Consider the following 16,682-nt stretch of genomic DNA (forward strand, 5'->3'; position numbering starts at 1 on the left):
CTTACGCTGTACGAATCAAGCGTAGGAAGGGAATCCGCGTGGCAGTGCAGGCGAACTCCGAACCCCGGATCCCGTTGAGCCGGGACCGGGTACTGCGGGCCGCGGTCGCGATCGCCGACTCCGACGGGCTGGAGTCCGTCACGATGCGCCGGATCGGCGAGGCACTCGGAGCCGAGGCGATGTCGCTGTACTACCACGTCGCGAACAAGAACGACCTGCTCGACGGCATCGTCGACGTACTGATGGCCGAGCTCAACGAGACCGTCGACCGCGATGACGATGCGCCGGGCGACTGGAAGGCCGCGATCCGGCGACGGATCCTGACCGCCCGGCAGGTCATGCTGCGGCATACCTGGGCGCCGAGGCTGCTCGAGAGCCGTACGGCGATGCGCCCGGCAGTGGTGCTGTACCACGATCGCCTGGTCGGGCTGATGCGGTCCGGAGGATTCTCGTACGACCTTGCCCACCACGCCCTGCACGCGCTGGGCAGCCGTGCGCTGGGGTTCTCCCAGGAGCTGTTCGATCCGTCCGCCGGCGGTGCGGGCGACCAGTCCGAGCGGATGATCGTGGACTTGGCGGACCAACTGCCGAACCTGGTCGGCATGCTGTCCGAGATCGCCCACGACGACCCGGAGTCCACGCTGGGCTGGTGTGACGACCAGGCCGAGTTCGAGTTCTCCCTCGACCTGATCCTCGACGGTCTGGACCGGCTCAAGTAGATCGCCTCCCCGCGAGCCCTTGTATTTTCTTACGCCGTAAGGCAGCCTTACGACGTAAGAAATTTGGGGGTGGATGCGATGAAAGCCATCGTTCAACGCCGGTACGGATCGCCGGACGTTCTGGAGTTCACCGACGTCGAGCAGCCGGTGCCGGCCGATCGCGAAGTGCTGGTCAGGGTCCGTGCGGCGTCGGTCGATGCCCGCGACTGGCACGTGCTGCGCGGCGATCCGTACGTCGCCCGCCCGTCCGCCGATCTCGGCTGGCGCCGGCCCAACGTCCCGATCCGCGGCACCGACTTCGCCGGCACCGTCGAGGCGCTCGGCCCTGCGGTGACCGGGGTGCAGCTCGGCGACGAGGTGTACGGCGAAGCGCCCGGAGCCTTCGCCGAGTACGTCGCCGTCCGCGCGCAATCGTTCGAGACCAAACCCACCAACCTCAGCCACGAGCAGGCCGCGGCCATCCCGCTGGCCGCGAACACCGCCCTGATCGGCCTGCGCGACACGGCGAAGCTCCAGCCCGGCCAACGCCTGCTGATCAACGGCGCATCGGGCGGCGTGGGGACGTTCGCAGTCCAGATCGGCAAGGCGCTGGGCGCGGAGGTGACCGGCGTGTGCAGCACCGGGAACGTCGACCTGGTCAGGTCACTCGGCGCTGACGACGTCGTCGACTACCGGCAGACCGACTTCAGCCGGACCGGTCAGAAGTACGACGTCGTGCTCGACCTGGTGGGGAATCGGTCCCTGACGGCCCTCCGCCGGGCGCTGGTTCGCCGCGGCACCCTCCTCCTGTCCGGGGGCGGGCTGTTCACCGGTGGCAGCCTCTTCGGTCCGCTCGGGCTGATAGTCAGAGGGAAGTTGTCAGCCCCCTTCGTGCCGCAGCGAGTAGCGCTCTTCAACGCGGTCCCGAGCCGGGGCAATCTGGCGACGCTTCGCGACTTCGCCGAGGCCGGCAAGCTCACGCCGGTGGTCGACCGGACCTACCCGCTCGCAGCCGCCGCCGACGCGATGCGCCATATCGAGACCGGCCACGCCCGGGCCAAGGTGGTCATCACCGTCTGAGCGCCCACCAGTTGTCCATCCGCTCCACCGCGTCCTGACCGCCGCCCAGCACCCGCTCGATCCGGAACAGGTACGCCGCAATCCCGGCCGTACCCTGCATCCAGCCCACGCCCGGTGGCAGCAGCGGATCCTCGTTCTTGTGCTCCACGAACCGCCAGTACGCCGACCCGCCTTCATGGATCGCCCGATCCACCACGGCATCCGCGAGCCGTACGGCGAACTCCAGGTCCCGCGGGTCGCGATCGCGGTGCCACGCGTCCAGGAACGCGTCGCCGGCTCCCGCCGTACCGCAGCAGCGTCCGTCGTTGTCCCAGAAGCCTGGGTGGAGTCGCTCGGGGATCCCGGAGTACCGGACGCTGTCCAGACACCGTCGGCGCCAGATCGTCGGCGACTCACCGGCGACCTGGTCCACGCCGGCGTACTCGAATGCGCTGAACAGCAACGCCGTACCCGCCCCGCCGTGGCACCAGTTGTACGTGTACTCGTCGCCGTGGCGCTCTGCCCACGGGATCACCCGCGGCACCCGGAATCCCTTGCTGTCGTTGATCCCCAGTGTCACGAGATGCTCGGCACCACGCCGTCCCGCATCGATGAACTCCGACCGCTCCAGCTCAACCCCGGCGACTGTCAGCACCGCCGCGATCCCTGCCAGTCCGTGCGAGAAGTTCGGCATCTCGAGCGGTTCCTCGGTTTTGAATCGTCGCGACACGAACTGCCAGTTCGGACCGGTGGGCAACTCCTCCTTCTCGCCCAGCAGCAGGTCCGCGGCCCGGTCGGCCAGGGGGCGGGCGTTCTCGCCGCGGCGGAGGACCCACAGCGCGGCCATCAGTGCGGCTCCGGTCCCGAGCGTGACGTCGTTGGCCACCGCACCCGGGTAGTAGCTGTCCTCCGCCTCCAGGAAGCCTTCGGGCCAGCCGTCCTTCGTAGCGATCTCCAGGGCCCGCCTGACCGCGCCGCCGGAACCAGGCTCGCCGAGCGCGGCGAGGACGCCGATCGAGCTGGCCAGGCCGTCGAAGTACGTGATCGAGGTGTCCGACGGGATCGTCGTGCGGATGCGGTCGGCGAGGGCTGACGCGAGGCGTTGCTCGCCGGCGGTCCACGGTCGGGTGAGTTGGATCTCGGCCAGGGTGTGGGCGAGGCCGCCGATGCCGCTGTGCATGCCGTCGCGGTACTCGGTCGGCTTCTCACCACCGGCTGCCTCCGGAATCCACGGCCCGTCGTCGTCCCATTGGACCTGCTGGAGCACCCAGTTCCAGGCCGCTTCGCCCAGATCGCCGTACTGCGTCACGGGCGGGCGTTGCGGAGCCGGATGCCGCTCCACTCGAGGGTGCTGGTGGTGGTCTCCGCCCAGAAGTCGTGGAGGCGGGGCAGGACACGTAATTGAATGCCGGCTTCGTCGTGCAGCTCGAACAGGTCGCCGACGCGTTCGGGCGGACCGAGTGGCCGGACCTCCGCGGTCGCGACGAACGCCGCGTCGAACTCGTCGAACTGCTTGGCCGGCAGGCGATAGGCGTACAGCTCGACGGAGCGCATCGCATCCAGCCAGCCGTATTCGACCGCGTGCACGCGAGTCCCGGAGCCGACGCCGATGATGCGGTCACGGTCGTCAGGGGTGGTGCCGGGCCCGACCCACGCCATCGCGCGCGGGCACTGCCGGGGGAACCAGTAGTCGGGCGCGCGGTCGTAGCCGACGGCCCAGACATACGGAGTGGCCTCTCGCGTCGTCTTGGCGACGTGCGGCCGGAAGACCTCGATGGTCGGATCTTCGGAGAAGTGCAGGACCTCACCAGCTGCCGGGCGCATGCTCGGCAGCTTAGTCAGATCGCCGGGTGAGGGCCTGAGGATTTACGGGTTCAGGCCGCAGTGGTCGCGCAGCCACGGCATCGGGTCGATCGCCTCGCCGCCGTCCGGGTGGACCTCGAAATGCAGGTGTGGGCCGGTGGTGTTGCCGGTCGAGCCGACCGCGCCGACCTGGTCACCGGCGTACACGGTCTCGCCGACCGAGACGCTGAACTTCGACATGTGGTTGTACCAGGTGACCGTGCCGTCCTCGTGCCGGACCTGGACCTGGCGACCGTACGCGCCGGCCCAGTCGGCGAAGATCACCACGCCCTTCATCACGGAGTGGATCGGGGTGCCGGTGTCGGCGGCGAAGTCGGTGCCGGTGTGGTTGCGGGCCCAGCGGCTGCCGCCCTGACCGAAGGTCGCGGTGATGTGGTAGCCGGTCAGCATGATCTCGCAGCGGGTGGCGGACTCGCGGGCCTTCTTCTCCGCCGCGTCGGCCGCGGCCTTGGCCTTGGCGAGGGCGGAGGCACGCTTGCTGGTCAGCGCCTGGGTTGCGGTGAGCTTCGCGGCCCGGGCCTTGGCCAGCTGAGCGGCCGCGGCCTGCTTCTTGTTCGTGTCGTTGCCGGCCAACTGGACCCGGGAGGAGTCACGGGTGGCGAGCTGGCGGGCCTGGATGCGGGCCGTGGTGATGCCGGACATCGAACCGTTGTCCAGGCTGAGCGCGGCCAGGTTCACCGCCGAGTTGGCCTGCGTCGGCGAGGCAAGGGTGCTGTGGCTGAATCCCACAGCTCCTGCCGCCGCAGCCAGGGCTGCGGTCAGACCGACGATCTGGGTACTGCTGGGGGTGTTACGCCTGGCGACGCGATGCTTGGCACTGTGACGTCCTGCGCCGGGATTTCGCGCAGCGTTGCCGGGCGTGACGCGGTCTCCCGCGGCACGGTGCTGGGACACAACGTGGCCTTTCGGTCACAGGGGAGGGGCTTGAGGAGGAGGGCTAGGGGTGGGAGGGACTAGGAGGGGCTTGAATCTATGCACCCTCCGGAGGATTTATTCCCCCGGCGGGCTCATGCACCATAACGGATGGGTCACGAGGCCACAAACCCCGCCACCCCCTTTTGGCGCCGTCCTTCACGAAACCTTTGCATGAGCGGCTGCACGTGCATTCGCCGTCGGCGCTGGAGAGCTGCCCGGACAGCGGCTTGGAGAGCTGCTTGGTCAGGCGGTTCCCGCGGCGGCGTCCTGCTCGTCCAGGTGGGCCAGCATCTCGGTGATCTGATGCACGACCTCGCCGTGGAACGGCAGGGACAGGTGGCCCACGCCGCGGACCCGCAGGTTACTCGCGACCAGATCGGCGTGCCGGATCCGGGCCCGCCGCTGCGGCACGATCAGTTGGTCGACATCGCTGTAGAACGCGACGAACCTGGTCCGGCACCCGGGCGCCGGCTCGGCCAGTTCGGCCATCAGGTCGCTGTCCGGCCGCACCTGCTTCACCAACGGCCACGGCAGCAGCCGGGCCGCGACCGTGCCCTGGTGCGGCGTCCCGAGCGTGACGCAGGTGTGCACCCGCTGATCACCGCCGAGCCGCTGGACGTAGTACCGAGCGATCAGCCCGCCGAGGCTGTGCCCGATCACGTGGATCTGGTCCGACCCGGACGCCTCGCAGATCGCCTCGATCTCCTCGCCCATCCGTTCCGCGGTACGACGGACGTCCAGCGTCAGCGGTGAGTACGAGAACGTGTGGATGCTGCTGAACCCGCGACGCACCAGCTGGCGGCGCATCAGCGCGAAGATGGTGTGGTTGTCGATGATCCCGTGCGCCAGCAGGATCGGCGTACCGGCGGCTCTGACGTCGCTGACCAGCAGGCTGCGCTGGGCCGGAGTCAGACCGGTCAGGGTGAGCCGCTCGGTGCGGGAGCCCGAGCTGCCGACCAGGCCGAGTGGGTACATCGCCAGGTGGGTCGTGAGCCAGCCGATCTCGACGGCCGCGCCCTGGAGGACCCGCGGTGAGACTGCGGACCGGGCGCCGTACAGGAGTCCGTCCAGCGCGCCGCGTACGCCGTCCTGCCAGGCACTCATCGGCGCCTCCTCACGCAACCAGACCCCCCGATCGGTCCGATCCCTTCCACGGTAACCACTTCCCACCTGGCGTGTCGGGGAACACACGCGTTCGTGTCTTATCCGGGATGAAGGGACCGGATAGCCTGCGAGCATGCCTCCTACGAGTCCTCTCCGGGTCGTTGTCGCCAAGCCTGGCCTGGACGGCCACGACCGTGGCGCGAAGGTCGTCGCGCGGGCGCTGCGAGACGCCGGCATGGAGGTCATCTACACCGGCCTGCACCAGACCCCGGAGCAGATCGTCGAGACCGCAATCGCGGAGGACGCCGACGCGATCGGCCTGTCGGTGCTGTCCGGGGCGCACATGACGCTGTTCAAGCGCGTCCGCGAACTGCTCACCGAGCGGGATGCCGACGACATCGTGGTGTTCGGCGGCGGCATCATCCCGGACGCCGACCTGCAGCCGCTGGCCGAGCTCGGCGTCCACAAGATCTTCACCCCCGGCGCGACCACCACCGAGATCGTCGAGTGGGTCCGCGCGAACGTCGGCGACGCCTCCGCCTCGACGGCCTGACCCGGGCGATTCGCTCCGGAGCGTGATGACGACTGCCCGGAGTCGTTCTGAACAGTCACGGCCTGTTCAGCCAGGTTACTAACCGGTAATACCGAATCGTTAAGAAGCACCTGGTTGTGCGGGCTGTCGAATCGCGGTCGCATACAGCCATGCGGCTGTCCGTTTCACGGCTGATCAGCGGCGGGCTGTGTGGCATAGAACACATAGCCCTCGATGTCGGTTACTGTCCGGACAGGCGGGGACACGGTGCGGTGGGGGACGGTGACCCGTTCTACGCAGGACCAAGCGATATCCCATCGGGAGAGGGCAGGTAGACGATGAGGTTTGAACGATCACATACACGCAGGGCCGCGTTCGTGGCCGTCGCCAGCAGCCTGGTGCTGCTCGCGTCCGCGTGTGGTGGCGGTGACGACGAGAGCAGCGGTGGCAGCGGCTCGTCCGGGGGCGCAGCGCTCGAAGGCCGCGGTCCGATCACGTTTGCCACCGGCAAGGACACCTCCGGGAACCTGACGAACCAGGTCGCGGCGTGGAACTCGCAGCACCCGGACGAGAAGGTCACGGTGTCGGAGTTGCCCGAGTCCGCGGACCAGCAGCGCGCGCAGATGATCTCGAACGCCCAGAACAAGTCCGACGCGTTCAGCGTGCTGAACCTGGACGTGGTCTGGACCGCGGAGTTCGCGGCCAACCGCTGGGTCACCGAGCTGCAGCCGGACCAGTTCCCCGACCTGGGCAAGCTGCTGCCTTCGACGGTCGACACCGCGAAGTACCGCGACAAGCTGTACGCCGTACCGGTGACGTCCGACGGTGGTCTGCTGTACTACCGCAAGGATCTGCTGGACAAGGCCGGTGTGCAGCCGCCGAAGACCTGGGAAGAGATGGTCGCCGCCTGTGCCAAGGTGAAGGCACTGCCGGAGGCCAAGAACATCGGCTGTTACGCCGGGCAGTTCGAGAAGTACGAGGGCCTCACGGTGAACTTCTCCGAGGCCGTCAACGGTGCCGGTGGTGTCGTCGTCGGTGATGACGGCAAGCCGAACGTCGACACCCCGGAGGCGCTTGCGGGTCTGACCGCGCTGACCGAGGGCTTCAAGTCGGGCTTCATCCCGAAGGCCGCCATCACCTACCAGGAGGAGCCGGGCCGGCGGGCGTTCCAGGAGGGCAACCTGCTCTTCCACCGCAACTGGCCGTACGTGTACGCGCTGGCGGGCAAGACCGACGGCTCGTCGAAGATCGCCGGCAAGTTCGCGGTCGCGCCGCTGCCGGGTATGACCGGTCCGGGCGTGTCCACCCTGGGTGGTCACAACTACGCGATCTCGGAGTTCGCCAAGAACAAGGCGACCGCGGCGGACTTCATCAAGTTCATGTCCAGCGAGGAGCGGCAGAAGGCGAACATCGAGAAGACCTCGCAGGCGCCGACCTGGGCCTCGTTGTACGACGACGCGACGCTGAACAAGCAGTTCCCCTACCTGGCTCCGCTGAAGGCCTCCATCGAGGGCGCGAAGTCGCGGCCCAAGGTGGTCAAGTACGGCGACGTCACCACCGCGATCCAGGAAGCGGCGTACGGCGCACTGACCGGCACGATGACGCCGAAGGACGCGTTGTCGGGTCTGCAGACCAAGTTGAGCACGCTCATCACTCAATGACCGAAGCGGCGGGGCCGGTGCGCAGCTTCACAGCTTCGTGCCGGCCCCGACCTGTCGCTGCCCGCTCGAAGCGAGCAGAGAGAAGGAGGCAGAGGTGAGTACATCCGCCCCGGTCGCAAAGCGGCCGACACCGGAGACCACCAAGACGCCCAAGCGGCGGAGCTCGTTCAACGAGGGCACCGGCCGGCTGGCGGCGTTGCTGCTGTCGCCGACCATGATCGTGCTGATCCTTGTCGTCGGGTTGCCGATCCTCGCCGCGCTGCGCGAGTCGCTGTACCAGAGTGGTCAGCGGATCGACGCGTCAGGCTTCATCGTCCAGGGCTCCGAGTTCGTGGGTCTCGACAACTACACGGCGATCTTCTCCGGCGAGACCGGCCAACGATTCTGGAACGCCTTCTACAACACCACGTTCTTCACCGTCGCCTGTGTGGTCATCGAGACCATTCTGGGTGTCGCGATGGCCCTGGTGATGCACAAGGCGTTCAGGGGCCGCGCCATCGTGCGGGCCAGCATCCTGGTCCCGTGGGCGATCCCGACCGTCGTCTCGGCGCTGCTGTGGAAGTGGATCTTCCAGGCTGACGGTATCGCCAACGAGATGCTCGGCACTCAGATCCTGTGGTCCACCGAGGGCTGGCAGTCGGTGCTGTCGGTCATCGTCGCCGATACCTGGAAGACCGCGCCGTTCATCGGGTTGCTGGTTCTCGCAGGCCTGCAGACGATCCCGGACGAGGTCTACGAGGCCGCCAAGGTCGACGGGGCCAAGGCGTGGTCGGCGTTCGTCCACATCACGATGCCGTTGGTGAAGCCGGCGCTGCTGGTGGCAGTGCTGTTCCGCATCCTCGACACACTGCGGATCTTCGACCTGCCGTTCGTGCTGGTCGGCCCGAACAAGGAGTCGGTCGAGACACTGTCGATCCTGGCGTACCTCGAAGCCAACCAGACCCGGTACGGGCCGGCGGCGGCGTACGCGACCCTGCTGTTCATCTACGTCGCTGTGGTCGCGTACGTGTTCGTGAAGCTGCTGGGTGCCGACGTGTTCGGTGACGCGATCCAGCGCAAGTCGAAGAAGAAGAACGGCAGGAACGGGCGAGGCCGGGGCAAGCAGGCGGACCCGGGCGCCCCAGTGGCCGGACTGACCGCCGGTGGCGGATTGGGAGGTGAATGATGGCTGTTGTTGCTGAGAAGGCTCCCGCAAGGATCGACATCAAGGCTGCCGAGGCGCCGTGGTACCGGCGCTGGCTGCCGCTGATCGGTGTCGCGCTGATCGTGCTCTACTGCCTGGTGCCGTTCTTCTGGATGGTGGTGTCGTCGCTGCGGCGGCCGACCGACCAGTTCGAGAACTCGATCATTCCGTCGCCCATTTCGTTTACCAACTTCACCGACGTGTTCAAGCCCGGCACCGGGTTCCAGCGTGGTCTGCTGAACAGCCTGATCGTGGCGGGCACGGTGACGATCCTGACGCTGATCATCGGCATGGTCGCGGCGTACACCCTGGCCCGGCTGGAGTTCCGGGGCAAGAACTTCGTGCTGGCGATCATCATCGTCACCTCGATGTTCCCGGGGATCTCGCTGGTGATCCCGCTGAAGAAGCTGTTCGTCAACATCGACTGGATCAACACCTACCAGGCGATGATCGTGCCCAGCCTGTCGTTCGCACTGCCACTGGCGGTGTGGCTCCTGACCGCGTTCTTCCGGCAAATGCCACGAGAGCTCGAACAGGCCGCGATGGTGGACGGCTGTACGCCGGCCCAGGCGTTCCGCAAGGTGATCCTCCCGCTGGCCGCACCGGGTGTGTTCACCACCGCGATCATCACGTTCATCGCGGCCTGGAACGAGTTCCTGATCGCGCTGAGCATGGTGAACAAGAAGGAGTACCAGACCGCCAACGTGGTGATCTCGCAGTTCACCGGTACGTCGGGACGTGACCAACCGTTCGGCAGCCAGATGGCCGCCGGTGTGGTCGTCACGATCCCGCTCGTGGTCGCCGTCCTGATCTTCCAACGCCGAATCGTCGCCGGCCTGACCGCAGGCGGCGTCAAGTAAGGCCCTGAGAACGAAGGCCCGCTCACCCGAAACGGTGAGCGGGCCTTCGTCGTTCTCACGCTTCGAGCCAGGCGGTGGTGTCCGGGGGGAGTTGGTTGTTGGTGAGCGGCTGGCTGCTCAGGAGGAGCTGCTGGTGGGGCGGGAGCGGGATGGGGGCGTCGCTGAGGTTGACCAGGCAGCGGAAGCCGTCGCGGGTGAAGGACAGGACGCCGGCGGGGGGTTCGTCGTCCCAGGTGAGGCGGCCTTCGCCGAGGGCGGGGTGTGAGCGGCGAATGCGGAGAGCGGCTTTGTAGAGGTTGAGGTGGCTGTCGGGGTCGTTGGCCTGGGTCTCGGCGGTCAGAGCTGACCAGTCGGCAGGTTGGGGAAGCCAAGGCTGGTCGGTGCCTGGGCCGAAGCCGAAGGGCGGCGCCGAGCCGCTCCACGGGATCGGGACGCGGCAGCCGTCGCGGCCACGGACGGTGTGGCCGGAGCGTTCCCACGTCGGGTCGTCGAGAACGTCCTCGGGCAGATCCTCGACCTCAGGCAGCGCAAGCTCGTCACCCTGGTAGACGTACGCACCACCCGGCAGCGCGAGCTCGAGCAGCGCCGCGGCACGTGCCCGACGGCGGCCCAGCTCCAGATCGGTCGGTACGACGCCCGCACCCTCCAGCGCGTCCCGCTGATCCCGGCCGTACCGCGTGCGATGCCGGATCGTGTCGTGGTTGCTCAGCACCCAGGTCGCCGGTGCGCCGACGGCCCACAGGTTCTCCGTGGTGTGGTCGATGACCTCCCGCAGGTCCTTCGCGTCCCACGCACACTGCAGTACGTCGAAGTTGAACGCGGAGTGCAGTTCGTGCGGCCGCACGTACTGCGCCAGCCGCTCGGCCGGCGACAGCCACGCCTCGGCCACGAACACCCGCGGCCCTTGCGGCGTATCGGCGTACTCGTCGGCGATCGCCCGCCAGCGCTGGTGGATCGTGTGTACGCCGGGCTGGTCGTAGAACGGGTTGCCGACGTACTTCTCCCGCGTCGGTTCCCCGTTGTGCAGCGGTACGTCGGGCAACGTGGAGTCCTTGGCCATCGAGTCGGCCACGTCGATCCGGAAGCCGTCGATGCCACGGTCGAACCAGAACCGCAGGATCGCGTCGAACTCCTCGATCACCGTCGGGTTGTCCCAGTTCCAGTCCGGCTGGGAGATGTCGAACAGGTGCAGGTACCACTGCCCGTCGTCGATCTGCTGCCAGGCGCCGCCACCGAACGCGGCCGGCCAGTTGGTCGGCGGCAGGCCGCCGTCCTTTCCATCGCGGAACCAGAACAGGTCCCGCTCCGGAGAGCCCTTGCCGGCCGCCAGCGCGGCCTTGAACCACGGGTGTTCCCAGGAGCAGTGGTTCGGCACCAGGTCGATCAGGATCCGCAGGCCGAGCGCGTGCGCCTCGGTGATCAGCGCGTCCGCGTCCGCCAGCGTGCCGAACTCGGGGTTGATGTCGCGGTAGTCGGACACGTCGTACCCGCCGTCGAGGAGCGGGGACGGGTACCACGGGCTGATCCAGATCGCGTCGATGCCGAGGTCGGCCAGGTACGGCAGCCGGGCGCGGATGCCATTGACGTCACCCGTGCCGTCACCGTTGGCGTCGGCGAAGGATCGCGGGTACACCTGGTAGACGACGGCGCTACGCCACCAGTCGTCAGCTGGTCTGGTCCCAGAGTCGAACACTGGATCGGTCATGCGTCCCAGCCTGGCACGGCCTGGGAAGAATCCTGTGACGGTCGTCTCAGCGTGTACCCCGGCTGTTGCCGTGCCCGGCACGGTGGCTAGTCTCAGGCCGACGGAACGCGCCGGCGACCGTACCCCTCCATTGGGTTCAGCCCGCCTGCCGCGGCCTACTCGAACAGGTGCGAGAGAGGGACCACAGTCGTGGACTTGATGGAATACCAGGCGAAGACGGTCTTCGCCAAGCACGGGGTGCGGACGACCGTGGGTGCGGTCGTCACGACTCCCGAGGAAGCCCGCGCGGCGGCCGAGAAGATCGGTGGCCGAGTGGTCGTGAAGGCCCAGGTGAAGACCGGCGGCCGCGGGAAGGCCGGTGGCGTCAAGCTCGCCTCCTCGCCGGACGAGGCGGAGGAGAAGGCCCGCGAGATCCTCGGGCTGGACATCAAGGGCCACGTCGTCAAGATCCTGAACATCGTGCCGGCCGCGGCGATCGCCGAGGAGTACTACTTCTCCTTCCTGGTCGACCGGGCCAACCGCAACTACCTCTGCATCGCGTCGGCCGCCGGCGGCATGGAGATCGAGGAGGTCGCGCACACCAACCCCGACGCGGTGGCGCAGATCTCGATCGACCCGGCCGCCGGAGTGGACGAGGCGAAGGCGCGGGAGATCGCCACGGCGGCGAAGTACCCCGCCGACGTGATCGACGCCGTCGTACCGGAGATCGTCAAGCTGTACGACGTGTTCATCGCCGAGGACGCCTCGCTGGTCGAGGTGAACCCGCTGGTCAAGCTCGCCGACGGCAACGTCGAGGCGCTCGACGGCAAGGTCACCCTGGACGAGAACGCGGACTTCCGGCACCCGGACCACGCGGAGTTCGAGGACGTCTCGGCGACGGACCCGCTGGAGGCGGCGGCCAAGGCCAAGGGCCTGAACTACGTGAAGCTGGACGGTTCGGTCGGCATCATCGGCAACGGCGCCGGCCTGGTCATGTCCACGCTGGACGTCGTCGCGTACGCCGGTGAGGAGTTCGGTGGCCAGAAGCCGGCGAACTTCCTCGACATCGGTGGCGGCGCGAGCGCCGAGGTGATGGCGAACGGGCTGGAGATCATCATCTCCGACCCGCAGGTGGAGAGCGTGTTCGTCAACGTCTTCGGCGGCATCACCGCGTGTGACGAGGTCGCGAACGGCATCGTGCAGGCGTTCGAGCTGCTTGCGAGCCGCGGCGAGGCCGTCGGCAAGCCGCTGGTCGTCCGGCTGGACGGCAACAACGCCGAGGAGGGCCGCCGCATCCTCGACGAGGCCGGCCTGGCCGGTCTGGAGCGGGTCGACACCATGGACGGCGCCGCCAGGCGGGCCGCCGAGCTGGCTGCGAAGTAAGGGATCGCTGAACATGTCTATCTTCCTGACCAAGGACAGCAAGGTCATCGTCCAGGGCATGACCGGCTCGGAAGGCACCAAGCACACCACCCGGATGCTTGCCTCGGGCACCAACATCGTCGGCGGCGTGAACCCGCGCAAGGCGGGCCAGAGCCAGGACTTTGACGGCAAGTCGGTCCCGGTCTTCGGGACCGTTGCGGACGCCGTCAAGGAGACCGGCGCCGACGTGTCCGTCATCTTCGTGCCGCCGAAGTTCTCCAAGGACGCGGTGCTGGAGGCCGTCGAGGCCGCCGTACCGCTGGTCGTGGTGATCACCGAGGGCGTGCCGGTGCACGACACCGCCGCGTTCTTCGCCGCCGCGCAGGCGTCCGGCACCACCCGGATCATCGGCCCGAACTGCCCCGGCATCATCACGCCGGGCCAGGCGAACGCCGGCATCATCCCGGCCGACATCGCGGGTGCGGGCCGGATCGGTCTGGTGTCGAAGTCGGGCACGCTGACGTACCAGATGATGTACGAACTGCGGGACTTCGGGTTCTCCACCGCGATCGGTATCGGTGGTGACCCGATCATCGGGACGACGCACATCGACGCGCTGCAGGCGTTCCAGGAGGACCCGGACACCGACGCGATCGTGATGATCGGTGAGATCGGTGGTGACGCCGAGGAGCGGGCGGCCGCGTTCATCAAGGCGAACGTGACCAAGCCGGTGGTCGGCTACGTCGCGGGCTTCACCGCGCCGGAGGGCAAGACGATGGGCCATGCCGGTGCGATCGTGTCCGGATCCTCGGGTACGGCGGCCGCGAAGCAGGAGGCCCTCGAGGCCGTCGGCGTGAAGGTCGGCAAGACGCCGACCGAGACCGCCAACCTGATGCGCGAGATCATGCAGGGCCTGACCAAGTAGGCATCAGCAGTAGCAAGCGGGACCTGCGGCTTCGGCCGCGGGTCCCGTTGCTGTTGCAGGGTTACTTGTAGGCGGCGGAGCGCTCGGTCGCGCGGATCAGCGTGTCCCGGAAGCCGCTGTCGGTGACGTCGAGGCCCTTCAGGACCGGGAAGAGCAGGTAGACCACGCGATTTCCGGAGGCCGCGACACCGATCCGGTAGGTGAACTTCTTCCCGTCACCGGTGTCGAACGACGCTTCCCAGGTCTCGCCCTTCATCACGCTGGTCGCGATCTCGCCGGTCGAGTCCACCTTCGCGTTCGAGACGGTCTTCCCGCAGCCGTCGACGTTCTTGCGGATCTGGGCGGCGAAGGTGCTCGCAGCCTTCGCGGTCGCGAACTTGGCCACCGTGTCGTCCAGGCCGAACTCCGTCGGCACCTTCGCATCCGGCGTGAGGTACGTCTGGGAGCCGTACTTGGTCGCCTTCGCCTTCTTCGGATCGAAGTTCTCGCACTGGGTGCCGGGGCCGGTCTTCGCCGGGGTGCTCACCCACGGCTTGTCGATCTCGGACAGCACCGGCAGGTCGACCGGCGCCATGAACCCCGGGGCCTCGGTGCTCGGCAGCAGACTCGGCTTCGCCAGCGGTGCCGCCTTGCTGCAGCCGCCGGACTGCGCGCAGATCCGCTTCGCGGCCGCGGCCGCCGTGGCCAGTACGGCGTTCGGCGGTGGCGGCGTCCCGGCGATCGTGTCGTGCTCCAGCACCATGGTCGCCTGACCGGCCACCGAGACGGCGATGGTCTTGTACTTCGTCTTGGTGCCCGAAGGCTGCCCGAACACGGCGATCCAGCCGCGTTCACCGACGCCTGTGGTCAGGTAGCTGGCGGACAGCCGGGTCTGCTTCTCGGAGTTGCACTGGCCGAGCCAGCCGACGATCGAGTTGTACGCCTTGCCGGCCGCGGCCGCGTCGTTCGAGACCTCGACGTACTGGACCGCGGTCTGCTTGGTGGCCGCGTTCTGGAACGTGCGGACCCAGGTGCGCAGTCCTGCCGGGTCGGCGAACCGCTGGGACTGGCAGGCGAACGCCCGGTCCGGCGCGGTGCTGCCGTCGGCGGTCTTGGTGATCGTCCAGGCCCCGGTCGCGCCCAGGGGCTTCGCGGTGGCGCCGTCGAGCAGGGCCTTGTCGTCGGTCAGCACCTTCGAGTCGGCGGACTTGTCGTCGGAGGCGCCGCTGGCGTTCGCGCCGGGTGAGTTGTCGCCGCCGAACGCGTTCAGGGCGGCGACACCGCCGCCTCCGACCAGCAGAACGACCGCGATACCGGCCGCGATCGTCTGGTTCCGCTTACGCGCCTTCTGCCGGCGCGCCTCCCGGACAGCGGCACGACCGCCGCCGCGCGGTGCGCGGTGGGAACCGGCCAAAGCTCGACCTCCTGACTGATTCCACCCGACAGTACCGGGTGGATCCCGGTCGCCCACAGTCAGCTACCCGCCGGCCAGAGGGGGTGAACCGAGCGTGAGCAAGCGCGCCGAAGTCTTCCATATCCGGCGTGTCAGAACGAGTGGCGTCTCGCGGCAGGGTGACGATGGGAGTCAGATGACCGACATGTTGAGCCGCCCGGGCGCCCGTGACGGCGGACCACACCAGACGCCCGGGCCCGCCCCGTCCGACGTCGTCGCCCCGACCAAGCCGGTAGTCCTGTCGGCGGCGCTCTCGGCCGGAGCCTGCCTGCTGACCGGTCTGCTCACCTGTGCGGCGGTGGCCGTGATCGGCTGGCTGGCCGCGACCTTCGGCGGCGCCTCCGGGGCTCTCCGCGCCGGCGCATCCGCCTGGCTGGTCGCGCACAAGGCCGGTGTGACGCTCGGCAGTGGTTCCCTCACGATCGCACCGCTCGGTCTGACGTTGTTCTTCGCCTGGTGCCTGTACCGCGGTGGCAAGTCCGCCGCCAGGAACAGCGCGGCCGACCGGACCGGGGACCTGATCCTGCTGTCCGGAGTCTTCGCCGTCGTCTACGGCCTGGGCGGGCTCATCGTGGCGCTGCTCACAGCGGACGGGTCGCTGAAGGTGCACCCGCTGGCGGCGTTCCTCGGTGCCGGGACGATCGCGTTCGTCGCCGGGACCCTCGGCATACTGGTCGAGTCCGGTGCGGCGGCGGACATCGCCGACGCGACACCGATCGGTCTCCGCGACACCGTGCCGGCCGCGGCGGCCGCGGTCCTGACCGTGATCGCGATCGCATCGACGCTGTACGGCGTACTGCTCGCGATCCATTTCTCCCGCATCACCGGGATGCTCGAGCTGCTGGACGCCGGTGTGATCGGGTCGGTCGTGCTGTTCGCCATCTGCCTGATGCTGGTGCCGAACATGATCCTGTACGTCGTCTCGTTCCTGGCCGGACCCGGCTTCCAGCTGGGCGTGGGTACGACGATCGCCCCGACCGGGGTGGATGTCGGCAATCTGCCAGCGCTGCCGCTGCTGGCTGCAGTACCTGAAGATGGCGCAACACCGACGTACCTGCTCGCATTGACCGCTCTGGTCCCGCTGGTCGCTGGTGTGGTGGCAGGGCTGGTCGTGGTGCGGCGTGGTCTGGTCGATGAGGAGGCGGATGCACTCGGGTGGGACGCGTTCGCGCTCCGCGGTGGTATCGCGGCTCTGATCGCGGGCGTGATGCTCTACCTGCTGATGGCGTTGTCGGGCGGCTCGGCCGGCCCCGGGCGGATGTCGGCCGTGGGGATCCCAGCCGCGTTGCCGGCCGCTGGCGTACTGGCTGCCGGGATGGCGATCGGGGCGTCGATCACCGCCGCGGTGATCGCCTCCCGCCGACCGGCTGACGTTGCGGCGGACACCGCGGGATAAGGTTTGCG

General features: G+C 68.3%; 15 protein-coding genes. 9 read left to right on the forward strand and 6 right to left on the reverse strand.

The window, feature by feature from the left end; genetic code table 11:
- The first annotated feature begins 38 nt into the window (after positions 1–38).
- Positions 39–719 carry a TetR/AcrR family transcriptional regulator gene (locus ACIBG5_RS12850; RefSeq protein ID WP_396391705.1) on the forward strand — a complete coding sequence of 227 codons (681 nt, stop codon included), beginning with the start codon at positions 39–41 and terminating at the stop codon, positions 717–719.
- A gap of 78 nt (positions 720–797) precedes the next feature.
- On the forward strand, positions 798–1,778 hold the full coding sequence (locus tag ACIBG5_RS12855; protein ID WP_396391706.1) for an NAD(P)-dependent alcohol dehydrogenase: 981 nt from the start codon (positions 798–800) through the stop codon (positions 1,776–1,778).
- Here the strand turns inward: ACIBG5_RS12855 and ACIBG5_RS12860 are convergent.
- The 4 genes from ACIBG5_RS12860 to ACIBG5_RS12875 form a co-directional block, all read right to left on the reverse strand.
- Positions 1,768–3,066, reverse strand: a complete 1,299-nt coding sequence (locus ACIBG5_RS12860; RefSeq protein WP_396391707.1) for a lanthionine synthetase LanC family protein — start codon at positions 3,064–3,066, stop codon at positions 1,768–1,770. The genes ACIBG5_RS12855 and ACIBG5_RS12860 overlap by 11 nt on opposite strands.
- Positions 3,063–3,581: a DUF6886 family protein gene (locus ACIBG5_RS12865; RefSeq protein ID WP_396391708.1), complete on the reverse strand. Its 519-nt coding sequence runs from the start codon at positions 3,579–3,581 to the stop codon at positions 3,063–3,065. Before ACIBG5_RS12865 ends, ACIBG5_RS12860 begins: the two co-directional genes overlap by 4 nt.
- Before the next feature lie 42 nt (positions 3,582–3,623).
- Positions 3,624–4,349, reverse strand: coding sequence for a M23 family metallopeptidase (locus ACIBG5_RS12870; RefSeq protein WP_396391709.1), 726 nt, complete (start codon positions 4,347–4,349; stop codon positions 3,624–3,626).
- A 429-nt stretch (positions 4,350–4,778) separates the two neighbouring features.
- On the reverse strand, positions 4,779–5,639 hold the full coding sequence (locus ACIBG5_RS12875) for an esterase/lipase family protein (protein ID WP_396391710.1): 861 nt from the start codon (positions 5,637–5,639) through the stop codon (positions 4,779–4,781).
- 133 nt (positions 5,640–5,772) lie between these two features.
- Here ACIBG5_RS12875 and ACIBG5_RS12880 point away from each other — a divergent pair, with 133 nt between their 5' ends.
- The 4 genes from ACIBG5_RS12880 (at position 5,773) to ACIBG5_RS12895 (ending at position 9,875) form a co-directional block, all read left to right on the forward strand.
- The gene (locus ACIBG5_RS12880) at positions 5,773–6,192 is read left to right on the forward strand and encodes a cobalamin B12-binding domain-containing protein (RefSeq protein ID WP_393392781.1); all 420 of its coding nucleotides are present in this window, start codon (positions 5,773–5,775) and stop codon (positions 6,190–6,192) included.
- A gap of 356 nt (positions 6,193–6,548) precedes the next feature.
- The gene (locus tag ACIBG5_RS12885) at positions 6,549–7,832 is read left to right on the forward strand and encodes an ABC transporter substrate-binding protein (protein WP_360451328.1); all 1,284 of its coding nucleotides are present in this window, start codon (positions 6,549–6,551) and stop codon (positions 7,830–7,832) included.
- Between the two features lie 94 nt (positions 7,833–7,926).
- Positions 7,927–8,997: a carbohydrate ABC transporter permease gene (locus ACIBG5_RS12890; protein ID WP_396391711.1), complete on the forward strand. Its 1,071-nt coding sequence runs from the start codon at positions 7,927–7,929 to the stop codon at positions 8,995–8,997.
- Positions 8,997–9,875: a carbohydrate ABC transporter permease gene (locus ACIBG5_RS12895; RefSeq protein ID WP_396391712.1), complete on the forward strand. Its 879-nt coding sequence runs from the start codon at positions 8,997–8,999 to the stop codon at positions 9,873–9,875. Before ACIBG5_RS12890 ends, ACIBG5_RS12895 begins: the two co-directional genes overlap by 1 nt.
- Positions 9,876–9,930: 55 nt before the next feature.
- On the opposite strand, the gene ACIBG5_RS12900 is transcribed toward ACIBG5_RS12895, so the two are convergent.
- Positions 9,931–11,580: a glycoside hydrolase family 13 protein gene (locus ACIBG5_RS12900; RefSeq protein ID WP_396391713.1), complete on the reverse strand. Its 1,650-nt coding sequence runs from the start codon at positions 11,578–11,580 to the stop codon at positions 9,931–9,933.
- Positions 11,581–11,769: 189 nt separating this feature from the next.
- On the opposite strand from ACIBG5_RS12900, the gene sucC reads away from it, so the two are divergent.
- Together sucC and sucD are read left to right on the forward strand one after the other, a co-directional pair.
- Positions 11,770–12,942 (forward strand): ADP-forming succinate--CoA ligase subunit beta, encoded by a 1,173-nt coding sequence (gene sucC / locus ACIBG5_RS12905; RefSeq protein WP_396391714.1) that lies wholly within the window; start codon positions 11,770–11,772, stop codon positions 12,940–12,942.
- Positions 12,943–12,955: 13 nt separating this feature from the next.
- Entirely contained in the window at positions 12,956–13,846 is an 891-nt protein-coding gene (gene sucD / locus ACIBG5_RS12910; protein ID WP_396391716.1) for a succinate--CoA ligase subunit alpha, read from the forward strand.
- A 61-nt stretch (positions 13,847–13,907) separates the two neighbouring features.
- Here the strand turns inward: sucD and ACIBG5_RS12915 are convergent, their stop codons facing one another.
- Positions 13,908–15,239, reverse strand: a complete 1,332-nt coding sequence (locus tag ACIBG5_RS12915) for a hypothetical protein (protein ID WP_396391717.1) — start codon at positions 15,237–15,239, stop codon at positions 13,908–13,910.
- Positions 15,240–15,414: 175 nt separating this feature from the next.
- On the opposite strand from ACIBG5_RS12915, the gene ACIBG5_RS12920 reads away from it, so the two are divergent.
- Positions 15,415–16,674 carry a DUF6350 family protein gene (locus tag ACIBG5_RS12920; RefSeq protein WP_396391718.1) on the forward strand — a complete coding sequence of 420 codons (1,260 nt, stop codon included), beginning with the start codon at positions 15,415–15,417 and terminating at the stop codon, positions 16,672–16,674.
- Positions 16,675–16,682 lie beyond the last annotated feature (8 nt).

The organism is Kribbella sp. NPDC050241 (assembly GCF_044459685.1).
GTDB lineage: Bacteria > Actinomycetota > Actinomycetes > Propionibacteriales > Kribbellaceae > Kribbella.